The organism is Kitasatospora sp. NPDC088134 (assembly GCF_044741705.1).
Taxonomy (GTDB): Bacteria; Actinomycetota; Actinomycetes; order Streptomycetales; family Streptomycetaceae; genus Kitasatospora.
This window is the reverse complement of sequence record NZ_JBIUTD010000036.1, coordinates 33481-51646: the sequence shown is the minus strand read 5'-3', so window position 1 is coordinate 51646 and position 18166 is coordinate 33481. Positions and strand designations below refer to the sequence as shown.

Below are 18166 nucleotides of genomic sequence, written 5' to 3'. Positions count from 1 at the left end.
AAACCCGTTGCCCCGGGGGCGGTCCGTGGCGCACCATCTCGCCATGTGACAGGTACCGCCCATTTCGTCCGCCGACTCCTGCCGGATCTCACGCCCTGGCGTGCCTCCCGGGACTTCCGCCTGCTCTGGCTGTCCGGCTGCGTGACCGGCTTCGGCAGTTTCCTGACGTTCGTGGCGCTGCCGATCCAGATCAAGGAGCTGACGGGCTCCACCCTCGCGGTCGGCCTGATCGGCGCGTTCGAGCTGGTGCCGCTGGTGGCGTTCGGCCTCTGGGGCGGCGCGCTGGCGGACGCGCTGGACCGCCGCCGCCTGGTGCTGCTCAGCGAGGCCGGGCTGGCCCTGCTGACGGCGCTGATGCTGGCCAACTCGCTGCTGCCGCACCCACTGCTGTGGCCGATCTACCTGGTCGCGGCGCTGGTCGCCGCGCTGGACGGCCTGCAGCGCCCGGCGCTGGACTCGATGACCCCGCGGGTGGTCGCGCACGACCAGCTGCCCGCCGCGTTCGCCCTCAACTCGCTGTACCGGAACGTCGCCTCGGTGGCCGGCCCGCCGATCGCGGGCGTGGTGGTCGTGGTGGCGGGCGCCGGTTTCGCCTACGCGGTGGACCTGCTGACCTTCCTGGTCTCGCTGGCGCTGATCGCCCGTATGCGCCCGGTGCCGCCGAGCGGGGGCGCCGCCGCACCCTCGCTGCGCAGCATCGGCCAGGGCCTGGGCTACGCCTGGAGCCGCAAGGACCTGCTGGGCACCTACGCGATCGACGTGGTGGCGATGCTGTTCGCCTACCCGGTGGCACTCTTCCCGTTCCTCGCGGCGGAGCTGCACGCGGAGTGGGCTCTCGGCCTGCTGTACGCGGCGACGGCGCTCGGCGCGCTGCTGGTCGCCGCCACCGGCGGCTGGACGTCCCGGGTGCACCGGCACGGCCGGATGCTGCTGTTCGCGGCGCTCGGCTGGGGCGTGGCGATGACGCTGGCCGGGCTGTTCGGGAACGTCTGGCTGGTGCTGCTGTTCCTGGCGCTGGCGGGCGGCGCCGACCAGATCAGCGGGGTGGCCCGGTCGACGATCTGGAACCAGTCCATCCCCGACGAGCTGCGCGGCCGGCTCGCCGGGGTGGAGCTGCTGTCGTACTCGGTGGGCCCGCAGCTCGGGCAGGTCCGGGCCGGCGCGATGGCCAAGCCGCTCGGCACCCGGGGCTCGGTCTGGGCCGGCGGCGCGCTCTGCGTGCTGGGCGTGCTGGCCCTGACGGCCGCGATCCCGCGCCTGCTGGCCTGGGACTCCCGCACCGACCCGAACGCGCTGGCCGTCCGCGAGCAGCACGAGCGCCGGGCGGCCGCCGAAGCCGCTGCGGCCGCCGAGGCGGGAGCCGGGGCCGCCGGGGTGCCTGCCTAGTACTGCAACGGTTGCGGCACTAGGACTCCTTGGGCTCGTCGTCGTTCCAGCGCGGGTCCTCGCGCCACTCCTGGTTGCGCTCGGCGGCGGTCTCCAGGGCGTGCGCGGCCTCCTCCCGGGTGGCGTACGGGCCGAGCCGGTCCTTGGCCGGGCACTCCGGCCCCTCCTCGACCTTGCCGTGCTTGATGCAGTAGAACCACTCCCCCGGCTGCCCGGTGGGCTTGCGGCCGAACGCCATCGTCTGGTCTCCCGTCCTGGTGGGCCCGCGGCCCGGGCCGCGGCGGTCTGTGCCGATCATCGCTGATCCTTTCCCGCCGCCCCGGCCGTACACGCGGCCCGGGGCGGCCGGAGGCGGCGGATAGACTCGCCGTCATGGCTCTGGTACCCGGCACGCAGTCCCCCACCCGCAAGGTCCCCGCGCACATCGCGCGTCCGGAGTACGTCGGCAAGCCCGCGCCGACCCCGTACACCGGCCCCGAGGTGCAGGACGCCGAGACGATCGAGAAGATGCGGATCGCCGGCCGGATCGCGGCCCGGGCGATGGCGGAGGCGGCGAAGCTGATCGCGCCGGGCGTCACCACCGACGAGTTGGACGCCGTCGCGCACGCGTACATGTGCGACCACGGGGCCTACCCGTCCGACCTGGGCTACCGGGGCTTCCCGAAGTCGATCTGCACCTCGATCAACGAGGTGATCTGCCACGGCATCCCGGACTCGACGGTGCTGCGGGACGGCGACATCGTCAACATCGACGCCACCGCCTTCATCCACGGCGTGCACGGCGACCTGAACGCCACCTACCTGTGCGGCGAGGTGGACGAGGAGTCCCGGCTGCTGGTGGAGCGCACCGAGGAGGCGCTGAACCGGGCGATCAAGGCGGTCCGGCCGGGGCGGCAGATCAACGTGATCGGCCGGGTGATCGAGTCCTACGCCAAGCGGTTCGACTACGGGGTGGTCCGCGACTTCACCGGCCACGGCATCAACACCTCGTTCCACTCCGGGCTGATCGTGCCGCACTACGACAGCGAGCGGGCCACCCAGGTGATCAAGCCGGGCATGACCTTCACCATCGAGCCGATGCTCACCCTGGGCACCTACGACTACGAGATCTGGCCGGACGGCTGGACGGTGGTCACCAAGGACCGCAAGCGCACCGCCCAGTTCGAGCACACCCTGGTGGTCACCGCGGACGGGGCCGAGATCCTCACCCTGCCCTGACCCCCGACCCGCCGCCGGCCCGCGCGGACCGGCGGCCCCCGACGATCGGCCGACGGCCCGTCACCCTCCAGTGCTCTCCGGTGGGGTGACGGGCCGTCGGCCGATCGTTCCTGCACGGCTCGTTCCTGCACGGCTCGTTCCTGCACGGCGCGGCGGGCGTGGGCGGCTCAGCCGATCAGCCACTGCTCCTCGGCGACCGCGCCGACCTCGGTGCAGGCGTCGGTCAGCACGTCCAGCACCCGCAGCGGGTCCGGCAGCGGCTGCTCGGGGCCGCGCAGCCAGCGCACCCGGGAGCCGTCCGGCAGCGCGGCCGGCGGGACCAGGGTGTACGAGCCGCGGCAGTGCCAGCGCAGGCCGGGGTGCTCGGAGACGGTGTCGGGGGTGGAGTCCAGCGCGCTGGTCCACCACTCGTCCTCGTCCTGCGGGGTGCCGCGGGTGGCGGTGAAGAAGAGGTACCGGTCCTCGCCGACCGCGGCGACCGGGCCGCCCACGCCCAGCGCGTCCAGCCGCCGCAGCGCGAGCTCGCCGGCCTCGGTCGGGACGTCCAGCACGTCGTGGGCGCGGCCGGTCGCGGTGACGAAGTTCGCCTCCGGGTCCCGGGACAGCCAGCGCGTCAACTGCTCGGCGTCGGTGGTGGCCTGGGACTGCCAGGCGAAGGAGACCGGGTGCTGGGCCGGGGCCGGACAGCCGACCCGGTCGCAGGAGCACCGGTGCCCGGCCGGGTGCGCCGCCGGCGCCACCGGGAACCCCGCCCGGACCGCCCCCAGCAGCAGGTCCAGCCTCGCGGCCGCGTCCCCTCCGGTGTCGGGACCCTCGTCCCGCCCGCCCCGCCGCCACCAGGACGTCCACCTGCTGCTGGTTTCCATCTGGCCCCTTCCGCACGCACCTGCCCGAACCGGCCTGCCGGGTACGGCACGGCCACCGACGCAACATCGGACGCCAACGCACCGAACCGCCCGCTGCTTCCCGAACAGGTGCACCACGCGCGGAGGCGTCTTGCCGTCGACCGGCGCCGGGTTCTCCGGGCGGCCGACGTCCGGGGTCGGGTACGGAGCACGAGAGTCGCGCCCGGCGGGCGGGCGCACCTCGGCGCACCCCACCCGACCCGTACGGGCCCGCGGACCCGGGTGAACCCCGGGGGCGTACGTAGCAGGATAAGGCTCCCGGGAGGCTCCGGATGACCGCGGGCGATGCCTCCCCCGTCACACCCGCTCCGCACCTCCCGCCGCGTCCCGTCACAGCGGCTCCACACCGCCGTTGCCGGGCGGCCACAGCCGCTGAACGGTGGCGCCCGCCGGACGACCGCACGCGCCGAGCAGTCGCACCCGCCGGACCGGAACGCCTGCGGCCCCGCCTACCCTGGTGGGGTGAAGAGCGCCGACACCGAGTTCATCGGGGGCCCGCTGGACGGCCGGGTCCTGCCCGTGCTGCTGGGCATGACGCACAGCGTCCCCAAGGTCTACCGGGTGCCCGTCCCCGCGCACGGGGACAACCCGGCCGCCACCCTGGTCTACCGGCGGGCCAAGGAGTACGACGCGAAGGGCCGGTTCCGCTGGCGCTACGAGTACGACGACCCGGCCGCGCCCTCCCCCGTCCCGGACTCCCCGCTCTCCCGGCTCCCGTTCCGCGTCCCGTTCGGCCGCCGGTCGGCCTGACGGGGGTTCCGCCCCGACCCGACGGGGGGTCGCCCCGGCCCGGCCCGGTGGGGGCTCAGGCCTCCTCGGCCAGGATCAGGTACAGCTTCTTCTTCGCCTCGGCCAGCACCGCGAGGCCCTTGGCCCGCTGCTCCTCGGTGCCGGTCATCATGACCTGCCGCACCGCGTGGTCCACCGCCGCGAGCGCGGCGCCGACCTCCTGCACGGCCTCCCAGTCGTCCCGCCGGCCGGCCTCGTCCCACGGGGACTCGGCGCCCTGCTCTGCCTCGGCGCGCCCCTGCTCGGTCAGCTCGAACAGTTTCTTGCCGGACTCCTCGTTGGCCTTGATCAGCCCCTCCTCCTCCAGCAGTTGGAGCGTCGGGTAGACCGAGCCCGGGCTGGGACGCCAGACGCCGCCGGTCCGCTCGCCGATCTCGGTGATCATCTCGTAGCCGTGCATCGGCCGTTCCCGCAGCAGCGCGAGCAGCGAGGCCCGCACGTCACCGCGCCGGGCCCGCCCGCCGCGCCGGCCACCGCCGCCGTGCCCGCGCGCCCCGTGCCCGCCGAACCCGCGGCCGCGCGGCCCGAACGGCGGACCGAACGGCGGCATCGGCCGCCCCGGCCCCCCGAACGGCCCGAACGCGGGCCGCCCCTCGAACTCGTCGGCCCCCTCACCGGGCACCCCCGGCCGTCCCGGTCGCCCCGGGCCCTCGGCCCAGCGACGCCGGCCCTCGCCACCAAAACGCTTGTCGTACCGCATGACGACACACCTGTCTTTCCTTGCTCATGGTTGCTCGTGACTGTCGGACACCCCGATCGCCGAAGCATCTCGATAACTCGACGATATATCGCTAACTATCGGATGGCAATCCCTTCCGATACAGGCGCCGCTGAGGTGTCTCAGTGAAGGCGGACATGTCTCGCCGAAGTTGAAAGAACACACGTCCGTCTCGGCGAAGGTTGATCACAAGCAGGGCTGTCTCCGTCGGCCGGCAGGCGGTCCGTCCTCGCGCTCACGCACGGCCCACCCTCAGTGAGACGAACAGCTGCTTGTTCCAAGTCCGTCGAGACGAACCGATGCCGGCCCTCCTGCGGTGGGACACGACTCGCCTTCGCCGAGACGGGCCACCCGGCGTGGGCAGGCCGGGCCGTGGGGCGCGGCGTCCGGGTGCGGCACATTGCGGACAGGAAGTGGCCGCTATCGGCCCTAGCCTGGGACGTAGTCGCCCCTGAGGAGTCAGCCCCGCATGATCGACGTGCTCTCCACCCGCGCCCTGAACCGCACCCTGCTGCAGCGCCAGTTCCTCGTCGACCGCACCTCCCGGCCGGTCCTCGACGTGGTCGAGCACCTGGTCGCACTGCAGGCGCAGGAACCCAACTGGCCCTACCTCGGGCTGTGGACCAGGGTGGCCGGCTTCCGCACCGACGACCTCGCCGAACTGCTCCGCGACGGCCGGGTGGTGCGCTCCACGATCCTGCGCTGCACCCAGCACCTGGCCTCCGGCTCCGACTTCCACCAGTTGCGCCGCCTGATCCAGCCCGTGCTGGACCGGACCTCCCGGGCCGCCCGCTTCACCGCCACCACCGGCGACCTGAACCTCGCCGAACTGCTCGCCGCCGGACGGGAGCTGACGACCGGTCGGACCGTCCGCCGCCGCGAGCTGGCCCGGGCGCTGGCCGAGCGCTTCCCCGGACACGACGGACGGGTGCTGGCCGGGGCGGTGGAGCTCCGCATCCCGATGGTGCACGACCACGCGACCGCCGCCTGGGGCACCTGGGGTACCCGCTCGAACGTCTCCGTCACCCCCGCCGAACACCTGCTCGGCCCGGCGACCCCGGCGACCCCGTCGGCCCCGTTGGCCCCGCCCCCTGCCGACCGGCCTGCGGGCCCTGGCAGTTCCGACGACTCCGGTAGTTCCGGTAGTTCCGACGGCTCCGACGGCTCCGGTGGCTCCGGTGGCTCCGGCGCTTCCGGGATCGAGCCGCTGGTGCTCCGCTACCTGGCCGCGTTCGGGCCGGCGGGCGTCAAGGACCTGCAGACCTGGTCCGGGCTGACCCGGCTGCGGGGCGTGCTCGACGCGATGCGCTCCCGGCTGCGGGTCTTCCGCGACGAGCACGGCACCGAGCTCTTCGACCTGCCCGAGGCCGTGATCGCCCCCGCCGACCTGCCGCTGCCCGTCCGCTTCCTGCCCGCCTTCGACAACCTGCTGCTCGGGCACGCCGACCGCACCCGGGTGCTGGCCGACCCGGACCGCCGCCTGGTGATGCCGGGCCGGGCGATGGTGCACCCCACCTTCCTCGTGGACGGCTTCGTCCACGGCAGCTGGTCCCTGAAGGGCGGCACCCTGCGGATCACCCCCTTCCGCCCGCTCTCCGCCGCCGACGCCCGCGAGGTCCGCGCGGAGGCGGAACGGCTGCTCGCCTTCGCCGCCCCCGGCGCGGACGGGGCGGAGGTCGTCCTGGACTGAGCCCCCGCACGCCCCCGGCCGGGGCCGGGTCGCTCCCCCCGAACGCCCGCGCGAGCCACTAGCGTGACGTCATGTCAGGCGAACGCGACCTCCAGAAGCTGCTCAGCGGCATGCACCCCGTCCGCACCCCGGGCCGGTACGTGTACTGCACCCTCCCCGGCAAGGTGCCCACCGGTCTGCGGCCGGTCGTCACGGTCGCCGAACCCGAGGGCGTCACCTTCGTGGTCGCCCAGGAGGAGGCCGACGCACTCGGCCTCCCCTACTCCTTCGTCGCCGCCTGGATCACCCTCCGGGTCCACTCCGCCCTCGACGCCGTCGGCCTCACCGCCGCCGTCGCCACCGCCCTCGCCGACCGCGGCGTCAGCTGCAACGTGGTGGCCGGCTTCCACCACGACCACCTGTTCGTCCCCGTGCACGACGCCGACCGCGCCCTCGCCGCCCTCCGGGCCCTGGCCGCCGAATCCGCCTGACGGCCCGTCGGCTCCGCCCTGCGCCACCGCTCCGCCACCGCGTCGCCGCCGTCGGGCCACCCTCCGGCTGCCCGAAGTGCCCCTGGTCCCTCCGGCGGCGGCGGGCGACAATGCGAACGGGCCGGCCGCCACCGAAGTGCCGGGCCCTCCCGCGCAAGGCCCCGACGCCCCGGAGGAGAGGGACACCGTGCCGTTCAGTACGCGCGTTCCCGACGAGTGGACCGCCACCGCCGTCGCCGCCCTGAAGGAACCGCTCGTCGAGCTGGTGGACACCGGGCAGTTCCCGGGCGGCGTCCTGACGGTCGGTCAGGCCGGCGGCTGCCGGGTGACCGTCGCCTGCGGCACCGTCGCCCCCGAGTGCGGCCCCGACCGACCGAACGCCGACACCCGCTACGACATGGCCTCGCTCACCAAGGTCCTCGCCACCTGGCCGCTGGTCGGTGCCGCCGTCCGCGCCGGCCGACTCGACCTGGACGCCCCGCTGCGCGCCGCGCACCCCGGACTCCCCGCGCCCGGAGGCGACCTGACCGCCCGCCAGTTGCTGAACCACACCTCGGGCCTGCTCCCGCAGACCGGCCTGGCCCGCTACCAACACACCGGCCACCCGTTGATCGAGCACCTGTGCGCCGAACCGCTGACCGGGACCCCGGGCGCGCAGCACCGCTACATCGACCGCGGTTTCATCCTGCTCGGCCTGCTGCTGCCGACCCTGCTGGGCCGCCCGCTGCACGAACTCGCCGCCGACCTCTGGGCCGACCTCGGCCTGACCGCCACCGGCTACGGCCCGCTGCCGCGCGACCCGCAGACCGCCCCGACCGAGCAGCGCCTGCTCGGCGCGCCCCGCACCTGGGGCATCCCGCACGACCCGAGCGCGGCCCTGCTCGGCGGAGTCGCCGGGCACGCCGGGGTGTTCTCCACCGCCGCCGACCTCGCCGCCTTCGCCGAACACCTGCTCACCCCGCCCGGCCCGCTGCCCGACTGGTTCGCCGAGAGCCGCCGCCCGCTCACCCCCGTCGAACCCGGCCTGCTGCGCGGCCTGGCCTGGATCGTCACCGCCGACGGCTCCGTCGCCTACCACCACGGTTTCACCGGCACCAGCCTCTACCTGGCCCCGCGCACCCGCCGCTACGCGGTGCTCTGCACCAAAGCCGTCTACCACGGCTGGGACCGCACCCGGCTGGCTCCACTGCGCGCACTCGCCCTGCGGACCCTGATGTCCTGACAACTCCGGAGCCCGGGCACCCACTGCCGCTGCTGCTGTCATGAGCGCCCCGGGAGACTTGAACGTCCTGGGCATCTCAGGTATCTCGGGCGTTCCAACGGGACCGGTGGGCCGATCCAATGACGGCGGGTCAGCCCGCCGGGGACCAGCGGCCGCCCGGCAGGAGCGTGAGTACCTCCCGGCTGCGGAGCCGCCTCGGGCCACCCGGGCCACCCGGGCCGGGCTCGGGGCGTATCGGGGTGGCGGCGAGCAGGGCGATGTCGTCCTCCGCCGGGGAGGGGGCGTCGGCGAGCACCGCGTCGAGCAGTCGGGCGGGGTCGGCCCGGGCGGGCAGGCGGAGGGCGGTGAGGCGGGCCAGTGAGCGGTCGATGTCCTCGTCGCGGCGTTCGACCAGGCCGTCGGTGTACAGCAACAGGGTGCGGCCGGGCGGCAGCACCACCGTGCTGGGGGCGTAGCCGCGGAGGCCGGTGCCGAGCGGGGGGCCGGGCTCGACCGGCAGCAGGGAGATCCGGCCGTCCGGCCGGACCACCACGGGCGGCAGGTGGCCGGCGCTGGCGAAGCCGAACCGGCCGCGGGCGGGCTCGGCGTAGACGGCGAGGCAGGTGGACGGGCGGTAGTCGTGCACCTCGCAGGCCAGGGCGTCCATCCGGGCCAGCAGCCGGTCGGCGGTCGGCTCCAGCAGGGCCGTCGCCCGGAGCATCGCCTGGTAGTGGCTCATGTGGGCGGCGGCCTCGATGCCGTGGCCCATCACGTCGCCGATGGCGAACACGGTGCGTCCGTCGGGCAGGGCCACCGTCTCGTACCAGTCGCCGCCGATCAGGGCACCGGTGCCGGCCGGGCGGTAGCGGAAGGCGACCTCGATGTCGGGGTGCGGTCGGCCGGGCTGGGCCAGCATGGCGCGCTGGAGGTCGACCGCGACGTCGTGCTCGCGGCTGTAGCGGCGGGCGTTGTCGAGCGTGATGGCGGCGCGGTGGGCGAGGTCCTGGGCGGCGACCGCGTCGTCCGGGTCGAAGCCGGGCGAGGCCCCGGCCCGGAGCAGTGTGACGGTGCCGATCCGCTGGCCGCGCGCGGTGAGCGGGACGGTCAGCCCGGAGTGGACGCCGGTCTCCCGGAAGAGCGCGGTTCGGGCGCTGTCGGGGGCGGAGCGGCCCGGCCCCTCGTCGGTCAGCGGGGTCTCGATGACCGGGAGGCCGTCGGCCAGGCAACGCGGGACGACGGAGCCCGGCCGGTGGTCGACGTAGTCGCCGCGGTCGCCGAGCCGGCGGAGCCGGTCGGCGAGCTCGGGGGCGGCGGCCAGCGCGGCGCGGCGCAGCCGGCGGGCGCCGTCGGCCCGCGGGCGGGCGTGTCGGCTGTCCGGCTCCGGGAGCAGTTCGACGACGGCGGCGTCGGCCAGGTGCTCGACCAGGAAGGCGGCGAGTTCGCCGCAGGTGGTGTCGACGTCGAGGGTGGTGCCGATCCGGGTGGCGGCGGTGTCGAGCAGGGCGAGCCGGGCCCGGGCCTGTTCGAGTTCGAGCTGCTGCCGGCGGGAGGCGGTGACCTCCAGCACCATGCCGACCAGGCCGACCGTCCGTCCGCCGGACTCCAGCCGGTGGTAGGCGCCGTGCCAGTACCGGCGGTGCGTCGGGGCGACCGCGCGGGTGCGGCCGCTGGAGGTGACCTCGCGGGGGCGGCCGTCGGCGAGCACGGCGCGCAGTACGTCCTCCCGGGCGTCGATGTCGGGGAGGAGCTGGGCGATGGTGCGGCCGAGGTGGAGCTCGGCGGGGACGCCGTTCATCGCGGCCAGCGCGGGGTTGACGTAGCGGTAGCGCAGTTCGGTGTCGAGGACGGCGACCCCGGCCGGAGTGCCGTCGAGCACCTGGCGGAGGGGCTGCGGCAGCTCGTGCCAGAGGTTGTCGGTGGGGCTGTCGGCCATGGCTGCCGCACCTCCTCGCCACCCGGCCGGACTCTGTGACCAGTAAACACAGCGTCCGCCGTTCGGGCGATCCGGTGGCGGGGCACCCGGCGGGGTATGCCGGCGGCCGCGAAGTTCACCCGCTCGGAGTCGCCCGGATGCCGCGGGCCGGGCGGTGGCCGAGGGTCGGCACAGGACCAGCTTCGGCCTGGGAGGTTCCATGAGTACGTCTGTCGGCCCGACCGCGACCCCGCCCGCCGGTTCCCGAACCGCCGCGTCCCGACCTCCGGGGAACAAGCCGTGGGTCTCCGGGATGGTGCTGTTCGCCGGTGTGGTGATGCTGGTGGACGGCATCCTGGAGGTGTTCCACGGGATCATGGCCATCGCGGAGGACGAGGTGTTCGTCACCACGCCGCGGTACGTCTTCAAGTTCGACCTCACCTCCTGGGGCTGGATTCATCTCGTCGTCGGGGCCCTGGTCGCGGTGACCGGTTTCTTCCTGGTCAAGGGGGCTGCCTGGGCCCGGGTCGCCGGTATCTTCCTGGCCTCGCTCAGCCTGATCGGCAGCTTCCTCTCGCTGCCGTACTATCCGCTGTGGTCCCTGGTGATCATCGCGCTGGACGTCTTCGTGATCTGGGCGCTGTGCGTCTACCGGGAGGACTGACCCGCCCGGCGGACCGCGTTCCGGTTCTCCTTCCTCCATCTGCCATCTGCGTGTGTGCTGCTGCTCCGGTCTTCGGGCCGGGGGAGGCCGACCCGGCCCGCGGGGCCGCCCCGGCGAGGGGCGGGCCCGCGGGCCGTGCGGGTGGTGCGTCGGCGCCGGGTGGCGGCGCCTCGGCTCCGGGGGCGGGGTGGTGTCACTTGTCCAGGGCGGCGACGCCGGCCTGGGCGAACTGCTCGTCGAGGTCGGCGCTGGGGGCACCGGCCACGCCGACGGCGGCGATCGGGGCGCCCTTGAGCTGGACCGGGGCGCCGCCGCCGAGGAACAGCGTGCCGGGGATGTCCTTCAGGTTGGGGGCCTGGGCGAGGCGCTTGGCCAGCTCGGAGGTGGGGGCGTTCCAGGAGACGGCGGTGTAGGCCTTGCGCTCCGCGGATTCGAAGGACTGCGGGCCGGCGCCGTCGCCGCGCAACTCGACGATGACGTTGCCGTTGCGGTCGACGACGGCGACGGAGACCTTCTGGCCGGCCTTGGCGGCGGCGTCCAGGCTGGCCTGGGCGGCGCGGGTGGCGGCGTCGACGGTGAGGTGCTGGCTCTCGAAGGTGTTCTTGTTCTGCACGTCGGACTTGACGGCGGCGGGGGCGGCCTGCGGGGTCTCGGCGTTGGCGGAGACCGCGCCGACGACGCCCGTTCCGACCGCGGCGACGGCGACGGCTGCGGTGGCGATGCGGGTACGAGTGCTGAGCTTCTTCATCTTCGGCTCCTGTGGTGTGGCGGTGTGGCGGTGTCGATTGCCGCGGTTCGGCGCCGGACTCCTGCGGTGTTCCGGCCTCGACATCCATGTTTCGCCCTCGACCCCCTCGCCCGGATCGGCGAACCGGCTCGCTCCGCGCGGCATGATGGACGACACCCGTGTCAGCCGATCGGTGGATGTGCGGGCCCGAATACCGGGCCACTATCACTGGAGCAGGCATCACTCAGCGTGAGCCGCCGTGATCGAAAGTGACTTCGCGTCAGCGCGGGGCCGGTCCCGGGCGGTCCCGCCGGTGCCGACCGCACGCGAACGAAGGAGGTAGTCACCATGCGTCCACCCCTGTCCCGGGCCGCCGATCCGGACGTGGGCTGGCTGACGGTCGTCCTGCGACTGGCCTTCCTGCTGCTGCTGGGCACCTCGCTGGCGCGCTACCTGACGCACCACTTCCACAGCGCGCTGACACCGTGGGTGATCGGGCTGAGCGTCGCGCTGGCGATCGGCCACCTGTCGGGGCTGTCCGAGCGGCGGACGCCCTGGCTGCTCGCGGTGCTGGCCTGCTGGGCGGTGCTGGTGCTGATGGCGCCGAGCTTCGCCTGGTGCGCGATCCCGCTGGTGTACACGGTGCTCCGGTCGCTGCCGCCGCGCGCGGCGATCCCGCTGGTGACGGCGCTGACGCTGCTGGTGATGGTCTCCGAGCTGCGGCTGCCCGGCGACTTCGACCCGACGCTGCCGCTGCTGCCGCCGGCGGTCGCGGCGCTGGCCACCGCAGTGTTCCTCTACATGCAGCGGCAGGGCGCCCGGCAGCGGAAGCTGATCATCGACCTGATCCGCACCCGGCGCGAGCTGGCCGCGGTGGAGCGCCGCCAGGGCGCGCTCGCCGAGCGGGAGCGGCTGTCCATCGAGATCCACGACACGCTGGCCCAGGGCCTGTCGAGCCAGCAGATGCTGCTGCAGGCCGCCGACCGCACCTGGGAGCACGACCCGGAGGCCGCCCGCGGCCACGTCCGGACGGCCGCGGCCATCGCCGCCCGGAACCTCGCGGAGGCCAGGCGCTTCGTCCACGACCTAGCCCCGGCCGATCTGGCCGAACAGGGCACCCTGGAGGCCGCGTTGGAAGCGCTCGCCGACCGGGAGGCCGCGGAGAGCGGCCTGACCGTCCGGTTCCACCTGGACGGGCCGCCGATACCGATGCCGGCCGCCGCACAGTCCGCCCTGCTGCGGATCGCGCAGGGCGCGCTGGCGAACATCAGGGAGCACGCGCGGGCCGCCAACGCCTCGATCACGCTGTCCTACCTCGGCGACCAGGCCGTCCTGGATGTCGCGGACGACGGCCGCGGCTTCACCCCGTCCCGGGCGGGGCGGGGTGGCCAGGCCGCCGAGGGCGGCTTCCGGGCCGGCGGCGGCCGCTGGCGGCACGAGCCGGCCGGGGGCGCGGGCGCCGACCGGGGGCACGGGCTCCCGGCCATGCGGGCCCGGCTGCGGCAGCTCGGCGGCACGCTCACCATCGAATCGGCGCCCGGTGAGGGCACCGTGGTCTCGGCGGCCATCCCGCTCGCCGACCGCTGACGGGGCGTCCGGCCCGGGCCGGTAGCGTCGCCGACGAACGACACGCACGCACGGAAACGAGGGCACATGAACGACACGGTCCGGCTGATCGTCTGCGACGACCACGCCATGGTCCGGGCCGGGCTGTTGGCGCTGCTGTCCAGCGACCCGGCGATCGAGGTGATCGGCGAGGTCAGCACCGGCGAGGAGGCGGTCTCGATGGCCGCCTCGCTCCGACCCGACGTGGTGCTGATGGACCTTCAGCTCGGCAGCGGGATCGACGGGGTGGAGGCCACCCGCCGCATCCTCGCCGGGCCGGGCGACAGCCACGTCCTGGTGCTGACCACCTTCGACACCGACACCGACATCACCCGCGCGATCAACGCGGGCGCGACCGGCTACCTGCTGAAGGCCGAGAAACCGGAGGAGCTGTTCGCGGCCATCCGCTCCGCGGCCGCCGGCCGCCCGGCCCTCTCCCCGCCGATCGCCTCCCGGGTGATGGCCCAGATGCGCTCCCCGCTCCCCCAACTCACCGACCGCGAACAGGACATCCTCGACCAGCTGGGCCAGGGCCTCGGCAACAAGGAGATCGCCCGGGCGCTGTTCATCAGCGAGGCGACGGTGAAGACCCACCTCGGCCGGATCTACGCCAAGCTCGGCGTGGACACCCGGTCCGGCGCGGTGGCCATCGCCAAGGAGCGCCGCCTGCTGCGCTGAACCGCGCGCGGACCTCGGGGTCCGCCGACCGCACCTTGAGAACTGAACATTGAGAACTGAACAGCGTGACGGGGAAGGGGCGGAGACGCACGATCCGGCCAACCGGCAGAGCCGACGAACCTCTTGGTACCGGGAGGTGCAGAAGTGGCGGAAGAGGGGTAGCCACACGGGGCCCGCCGGATCTGACGCGAACGCGTAAGAAACGCGACACCTTCCGCTCACCCAGACCTTGCCGACCTGTCGTTCGGGCGCGACACGGTTTGGCGCGAACCCGACGTCACGAAAGGCGGACGCCACCGATGCCGACCGCGCCAAGACCCCCCACGCCACCCCGCCGCCTCGGCGAGCACGGACTGGCCTGGGCGTTCCTGCTCCCCTCGGTGGTGGTCTTCGCCCTCTTCATCGCCTATCCCCTGGGCCGCACCCTCTACTTGAGCGCGCACGCCAACGACCTCTTCGGCGCACCTTCGACCTACGTCGGGACGAAGCACTACACCGACCTCCTCGCCTCCGCCGAATTCCGCGACACCCTGCTGACCACGGCCCTGTTCGTGCTGCTCACCGTCGTTCCCGGGGTGCTCGGGGCACTGCTCCTGGTGCTGCTGCTGGAGAACAGGATCCGCGGGGTCCGGCTGCTGCGCTCGGCCTTCGCACTGCCGTTCGCCTTCTCGGTGGCCAGCGCCTCCGTGGTCTTCTCCGTCTTCTACAACCCCGCCAGCGGGGTCCTCAACGGGCTGCTCTCCACCCTCGGCCTGGGCCCGGTCGGCTGGCTCACCGACTCCGGGTACGCACTGCTCTCGGTCTCCGCGTCCACGATCTGGATGAACCTCGGCTACAACGTGCTGGTGCTCTCGGCGGGCGTCGGCTCCATCCCGGACGAGATCACCGAGGCCGCCCGGCTGGACGGCGCCTCGGGGCTCCGACTGGCCCGCTCGATCACCGTGCCGATGCTCGGCCCCAGCCTGTTCTTCCTGGTCGTCGTCTCCACGGTCAACGCCCTGCAGAGCTTCGGCCAGATCCACATCCTCACCAGGGGCGGCCCGGACGGCGCCACCCGCACCCTGGTCTACTCCGTCTACCAGAAGGCCTTCGCCTACGGCTCCAGCGACTTCGGCACCGCCAGCGCCCAGGCCGTGGTGCTGCTGGTCGTGGTCCTGGCCTGCACCGCCGTCCAGTTCGGAGCCCTGGAACGGAAGGTGCACTACGCATGACCACCCTCACCGACACCGGGGCCCCCGCCGGCCGGCCCGCCGGAGCCCCGGCCGCGCCCCGGCCCGCCCGCACCGCCCGGCCGGCCGGCCCGCTGCGGGCCCGCCTGGGCCGCGCCGCCGTGTACCTGCTGCTGATCGCCGCCGTGCTGACGGTCGCGTTCCCGGTCTACTACGTCTTCGCCGGCGCCTTCATGCGCCCGGACGAGATCGCCACCTACCCGCCCGCGCTGGTGCCGCACTCCGTCACCGGGCGGAACTTCTCCGGCGCCGTGCACGCCGTCCCGCTGGTCCGCCAGTACGCCAATTCGCTGCTGGTGGCGGCCGTCATCACCGCGGCCCAGCTGTTCACCTCGGTGCTCGCCGCGTACGCCTTCGTCTTCCTGCCGATGCGCGGCCGCTCGGTGGTGTTCGGGCTGTTCCTGGCGACCCTGATGGTCCCGTGGGAGTCCGTGGTCATCCCCAACTACCTGACGCTGTCCGACTGGGGGCTCGGGAACACCTACTTCGGGCTGGTGCTCCCGTTCCTGGCCTCCGGCTTCGGCACCTTCCTGCTGCGCCAGTCCTTCCGCCAGTTCCCGGCCGAACTGCGGGACGCCGCCCGGATCGACGGGGCCGGGCACTGGCGCTTCCTGTGGCGCATCCTGGTGCCGCTGAACAAGCCGGTGCTGGCGGCGCTCGCCGTCTACGTGTTCCTGTCCGCCTGGAACCAGTACTTCTGGCCGCTGATCATCACCCGTACCGCGGAGATGCAGACCCTGCAGATCGGCCTGTCCTCGCTGCGGGACTCCGAGATGGCCGACCCGGGGCTGATCCTGGCCGGCGTGGTGCTCTCGCTGCTGCCCACCCTGCTGCTGGTGATCTTCGGCCAGCGCTTCATCGTCCGCGGCCTGACCGCCGGGGCGATCCGCTGACGCCCCTCCCCCGCTGACGCACCGTCAACAGCTGACGCACCGTCAACGGCTGACGCGGCGCCGACCACCGGCACCGCCCCGAACGGCGCCGCCCCGAAGCCGGTTCCACCGTTCGCCCCGCTCGACGCTCCCGGTATCCCACCCTCGCAGAAGAGAGAAGCCCCGTGAAGAAGAGTGCCCGCGCGCTCGCCGCCCTGCTGGTGTCCGGCCTGGCCCTGACGGCCTGCACCTCCGGCAGCTCCGGCGGCGGCGCCTCCGGCGACTCCGCCGCCCCGCCCGCCTCGGCGCTCGACCAGGCCACGGGGGTGACCAGCATCGAGTTCTGGCACTCGATGACCGGCAAGAACGCCGAGACGCTCACCACCCTGGTGAACAAGTTCAACGCCGCGCACCAGGGCAAGATCGAGGTGAAGCCGCTGTTCCAGGGCACCTACGACGACCTGGTCGCCAAGTACAAGGCCTCCGTGCAGCAGAAGGCCACCCCCGCCGTGGTGCAGGTCTACGACATCGGCACCCGGTTCATGATCGACTCCAAGCAGACCGTCCCGGTGCAGGCCTTCGCCGACAAGGACGGCTACTCGCTGGACGACCTGCAGCCCAACATCCGCAACTACTACTCGGTCGGCGGCAAGCTCGCCTCGATGCCCTTCAACTCCTCGATGCCGCTGCTCTACCTGAACGACGACGCCTTCAAGGAGGCCGGCCTCGACCCGGCCAAGCCGCCGACCACGCTGGCCGAACTCGGCGACCTGGCCCAGAAGCTGACCAAGAAGGACGCCAACGGGCAGACCGTCCGCTACGGCTTCGGCGCGGCCGTCTACGGCTGGTTCGTCGAGCAGCTGCTGGCCGAGTCCGGCTCGCTGTACTGCGACGGCAACAACGGCCGGGACGCCAAGGCCACCAAGGTCGCCTTCGACTCCACCAAGGGTGCCGAGATCGTCCAGTGGTGGGCGGACCTGGTCAAGGGCGGCTACGCCGCCAACACCGGTCGGCAGACCGCCGACGCCCAGGCCGCGTTCAAGGCCGGCACGGTCGCCATGCACCTCGAGTCGACCGGCGTGCTGCGCGGCTACACCGAGGCCGCGAAGTTCACGGTCGGCACCGCCCCGTTCCCGAAGACCACCGCCGGCGACCAGGGCGGCCCGGTGATCGGCGGCGCCTCGCTGTGGATCTCCGGCCCGGGCCACTCCGACGCCCAGAAGCGGGCCTCCTGGGAGTTCGAGAAGTTCCTCGCCGAGCCCGAACAGCAGGCCGTCTGGCACACCGGCACCGGCTACTTCCCGGTCAACTCCAAGGCCCTCGACGTCGCCGCCGACAAGGAGTGGGTGGCCAAGTACCCGCAGTTCCAGACCGCGATCGACCAGCTGAAGGCCACCAAGCCCACCCCGGCCACGGCCGGCTGCCTGCTCGGCGTGATGCCGCAGGCCCGCAAGGGCGTGGAGACCGCCATCGAGCAGACCGTCTCCGGTTCCAAGACCGCTCAGCAGGCGCTCGCCGACGCCGCCAAGGAGCTCCAGCCCGCCATCGAGAGCTACAACAACTCCGTCGCCGGCTGACGGCATCCCCGGCGCCCGGCCCGGACGGGTGCGGAAACCGGTACGGGCCCGGCCGCGGTGTCGCGGTCGGGCCCGTACCGGCTGCCGGTGGTCCGGCGGAGGCGCGAGGCGGCGGACGAGTCGGCCTGTACGCCGGGTTCTGTCTCCCGGGGTGCTTGCGCGGCCCGGGGAGGCGGCCATCCATCTAGGGCTGCCGTTGCCGACAGCCTCGTGCGGTCTACCCGCGAGCTCGGGCGAGCAGCCCTCGAACACCCGCGCACGGTGCCCGGGGGCACCGATCTTGACCTTGCTCCGAGTGGGGTTTACCGAGCCGGCCGAGTCACCTCGGTCGCTGGTGGTCTCTTACACCACCGTTTCACCCTTACCCGCCGCCGAAGCGGTGGGCGGTCTGCTTTCTGTGGCACTGTCCCGCGGGTCACCCCGGGTGGGCGTTACCCACCACCCTGCTCTGTGGAGCCCGGACGTTCCTCGGCGGGCCCCGTAGGGACCCGACGCGACCGCCCGGCCGGCTCGTCCGCCGTACTG

The 18166-nt window shown here is 73.5% G+C and carries 17 protein-coding genes and 1 other RNA gene; 12 read left to right on the top strand and 6 right to left on the bottom strand.

The features are described 5' to 3' along the window. The first annotated feature begins 45 nt into the window (after nt 1–45). Nucleotides 46–1386 carry an MFS transporter gene (locus ACIOHG_RS34695; RefSeq protein WP_400956787.1) on the top strand — a complete coding sequence of 447 codons (1341 nt, stop codon included), beginning with the start codon at nt 46–48 and terminating at the stop codon, nt 1384–1386. Between the two features lie 19 nt (nt 1387–1405). Here ACIOHG_RS34695 and ACIOHG_RS34690 read toward each other — a convergent pair whose 3' ends face one another. Next, the gene (locus ACIOHG_RS34690) at nt 1406–1624 is read right to left on the bottom strand and encodes a hypothetical protein (RefSeq protein ID WP_400956819.1); all 219 of its coding nucleotides are present in this window, start codon (nt 1622–1624) and stop codon (nt 1406–1408) included. A gap of 134 nt (nt 1625–1758) precedes the next feature. Between ACIOHG_RS34690 and map the strand changes: the two genes are divergently transcribed. Beyond that, nucleotides 1759–2604 carry a type I methionyl aminopeptidase gene (gene map / locus ACIOHG_RS34685; RefSeq protein WP_400956785.1) on the top strand — a complete coding sequence of 282 codons (846 nt, stop codon included), beginning with the start codon at nt 1759–1761 and terminating at the stop codon, nt 2602–2604. Between the two features lie 167 nt (nt 2605–2771). Here map and ACIOHG_RS34680 read toward each other — a convergent pair whose 3' ends face one another. Continuing rightward, nucleotides 2772–3470 (bottom strand): bifunctional DNA primase/polymerase, encoded by a 699-nt coding sequence (locus tag ACIOHG_RS34680; protein WP_400956782.1) that lies wholly within the window; start codon nt 3468–3470, stop codon nt 2772–2774. 501 nt (nt 3471–3971) lie between these two features. On the opposite strand from ACIOHG_RS34680, the gene ACIOHG_RS34675 reads away from it, so the two are divergent. After that, nucleotides 3972–4259, top strand: a complete 288-nt coding sequence (locus tag ACIOHG_RS34675; protein ID WP_400956780.1) for a hypothetical protein — start codon at nt 3972–3974, stop codon at nt 4257–4259. Between the two features lie 55 nt (nt 4260–4314). Here ACIOHG_RS34675 and ACIOHG_RS34670 read toward each other — a convergent pair whose 3' ends face one another. Beyond that, complete coding sequence (locus ACIOHG_RS34670; protein ID WP_400956777.1) at nt 4315–4998, bottom strand: PadR family transcriptional regulator; 684 nt, start codon at nt 4996–4998, stop codon at nt 4315–4317. A 487-nt stretch (nt 4999–5485) separates the two neighbouring features. On the opposite strand from ACIOHG_RS34670, the gene ACIOHG_RS34665 reads away from it, so the two are divergent. The 3 genes from ACIOHG_RS34665 (at nt 5486) to ACIOHG_RS34655 (ending at nt 8398) form a co-directional block, all read left to right on the top strand. Further along, nucleotides 5486–6706, top strand: coding sequence for a winged helix DNA-binding domain-containing protein (locus ACIOHG_RS34665; RefSeq protein WP_400956774.1), 1221 nt, complete (start codon nt 5486–5488; stop codon nt 6704–6706). A 71-nt stretch (nt 6707–6777) separates the two neighbouring features. Beyond that, on the top strand, nt 6778–7176 hold the full coding sequence (locus ACIOHG_RS34660; RefSeq protein ID WP_400956772.1) for an ACT domain-containing protein: 399 nt from the start codon (nt 6778–6780) through the stop codon (nt 7174–7176). Between the two features lie 187 nt (nt 7177–7363). Continuing rightward, nucleotides 7364–8398, top strand: coding sequence for a serine hydrolase domain-containing protein (locus tag ACIOHG_RS34655; protein ID WP_400956770.1), 1035 nt, complete (start codon nt 7364–7366; stop codon nt 8396–8398). A 130-nt stretch (nt 8399–8528) separates the two neighbouring features. On the opposite strand, the gene ACIOHG_RS34650 is transcribed toward ACIOHG_RS34655, so the two are convergent. After that, nucleotides 8529–10310 carry a SpoIIE family protein phosphatase gene (locus ACIOHG_RS34650; protein WP_400956767.1) on the bottom strand — a complete coding sequence of 594 codons (1782 nt, stop codon included), beginning with the start codon at nt 10308–10310 and terminating at the stop codon, nt 8529–8531. Between the two features lie 199 nt (nt 10311–10509). Between ACIOHG_RS34650 and ACIOHG_RS34645 the strand changes: the two genes are divergently transcribed. Continuing rightward, nucleotides 10510–10953 (top strand): hypothetical protein, encoded by a 444-nt coding sequence (locus ACIOHG_RS34645; protein WP_400956764.1) that lies wholly within the window; start codon nt 10510–10512, stop codon nt 10951–10953. 193 nt (nt 10954–11146) lie between these two features. Here the strand turns inward: ACIOHG_RS34645 and ACIOHG_RS34640 are convergent, their stop codons facing one another. Then, the gene (locus ACIOHG_RS34640; RefSeq protein ID WP_400956761.1) at nt 11147–11701 is read right to left on the bottom strand and encodes a heme-binding protein; all 555 of its coding nucleotides are present in this window, start codon (nt 11699–11701) and stop codon (nt 11147–11149) included. A gap of 327 nt (nt 11702–12028) precedes the next feature. Here ACIOHG_RS34640 and ACIOHG_RS34635 point away from each other — a divergent pair, with 327 nt between their 5' ends. From ACIOHG_RS34635 to ACIOHG_RS34615, 5 genes are all read left to right on the top strand, one after another. Then, nucleotides 12029–13267, top strand: a complete 1239-nt coding sequence (locus tag ACIOHG_RS34635) for a sensor histidine kinase (RefSeq protein WP_400956759.1) — start codon at nt 12029–12031, stop codon at nt 13265–13267. A gap of 66 nt (nt 13268–13333) precedes the next feature. Then, nucleotides 13334–13963, top strand: coding sequence for a response regulator (locus tag ACIOHG_RS34630; protein ID WP_400956756.1), 630 nt, complete (start codon nt 13334–13336; stop codon nt 13961–13963). A 299-nt stretch (nt 13964–14262) separates the two neighbouring features. Further along, the gene (locus tag ACIOHG_RS34625; RefSeq protein ID WP_400956754.1) at nt 14263–15174 is read left to right on the top strand and encodes a carbohydrate ABC transporter permease; all 912 of its coding nucleotides are present in this window, start codon (nt 14263–14265) and stop codon (nt 15172–15174) included. Further along, a complete protein-coding gene (locus ACIOHG_RS34620; protein ID WP_400956751.1) occupies nt 15171–16085 on the top strand; it encodes a carbohydrate ABC transporter permease in 915 nt (304 codons plus the stop codon). The genes ACIOHG_RS34625 and ACIOHG_RS34620 overlap by 4 nt, the downstream gene beginning before the upstream one ends. Before the next feature lie 164 nt (nt 16086–16249). Further along, nucleotides 16250–17641, top strand: coding sequence for an ABC transporter substrate-binding protein (locus ACIOHG_RS34615; RefSeq protein WP_400956748.1), 1392 nt, complete (start codon nt 16250–16252; stop codon nt 17639–17641). Between the two features lie 112 nt (nt 17642–17753). On the opposite strand, the gene rnpB is transcribed toward ACIOHG_RS34615, so the two are convergent. Further along, nucleotides 17754–18154: RNase P RNA component class A (gene rnpB, locus ACIOHG_RS34610), an RNA gene on the bottom strand. Nucleotides 18155–18166 lie beyond the last annotated feature (12 nt).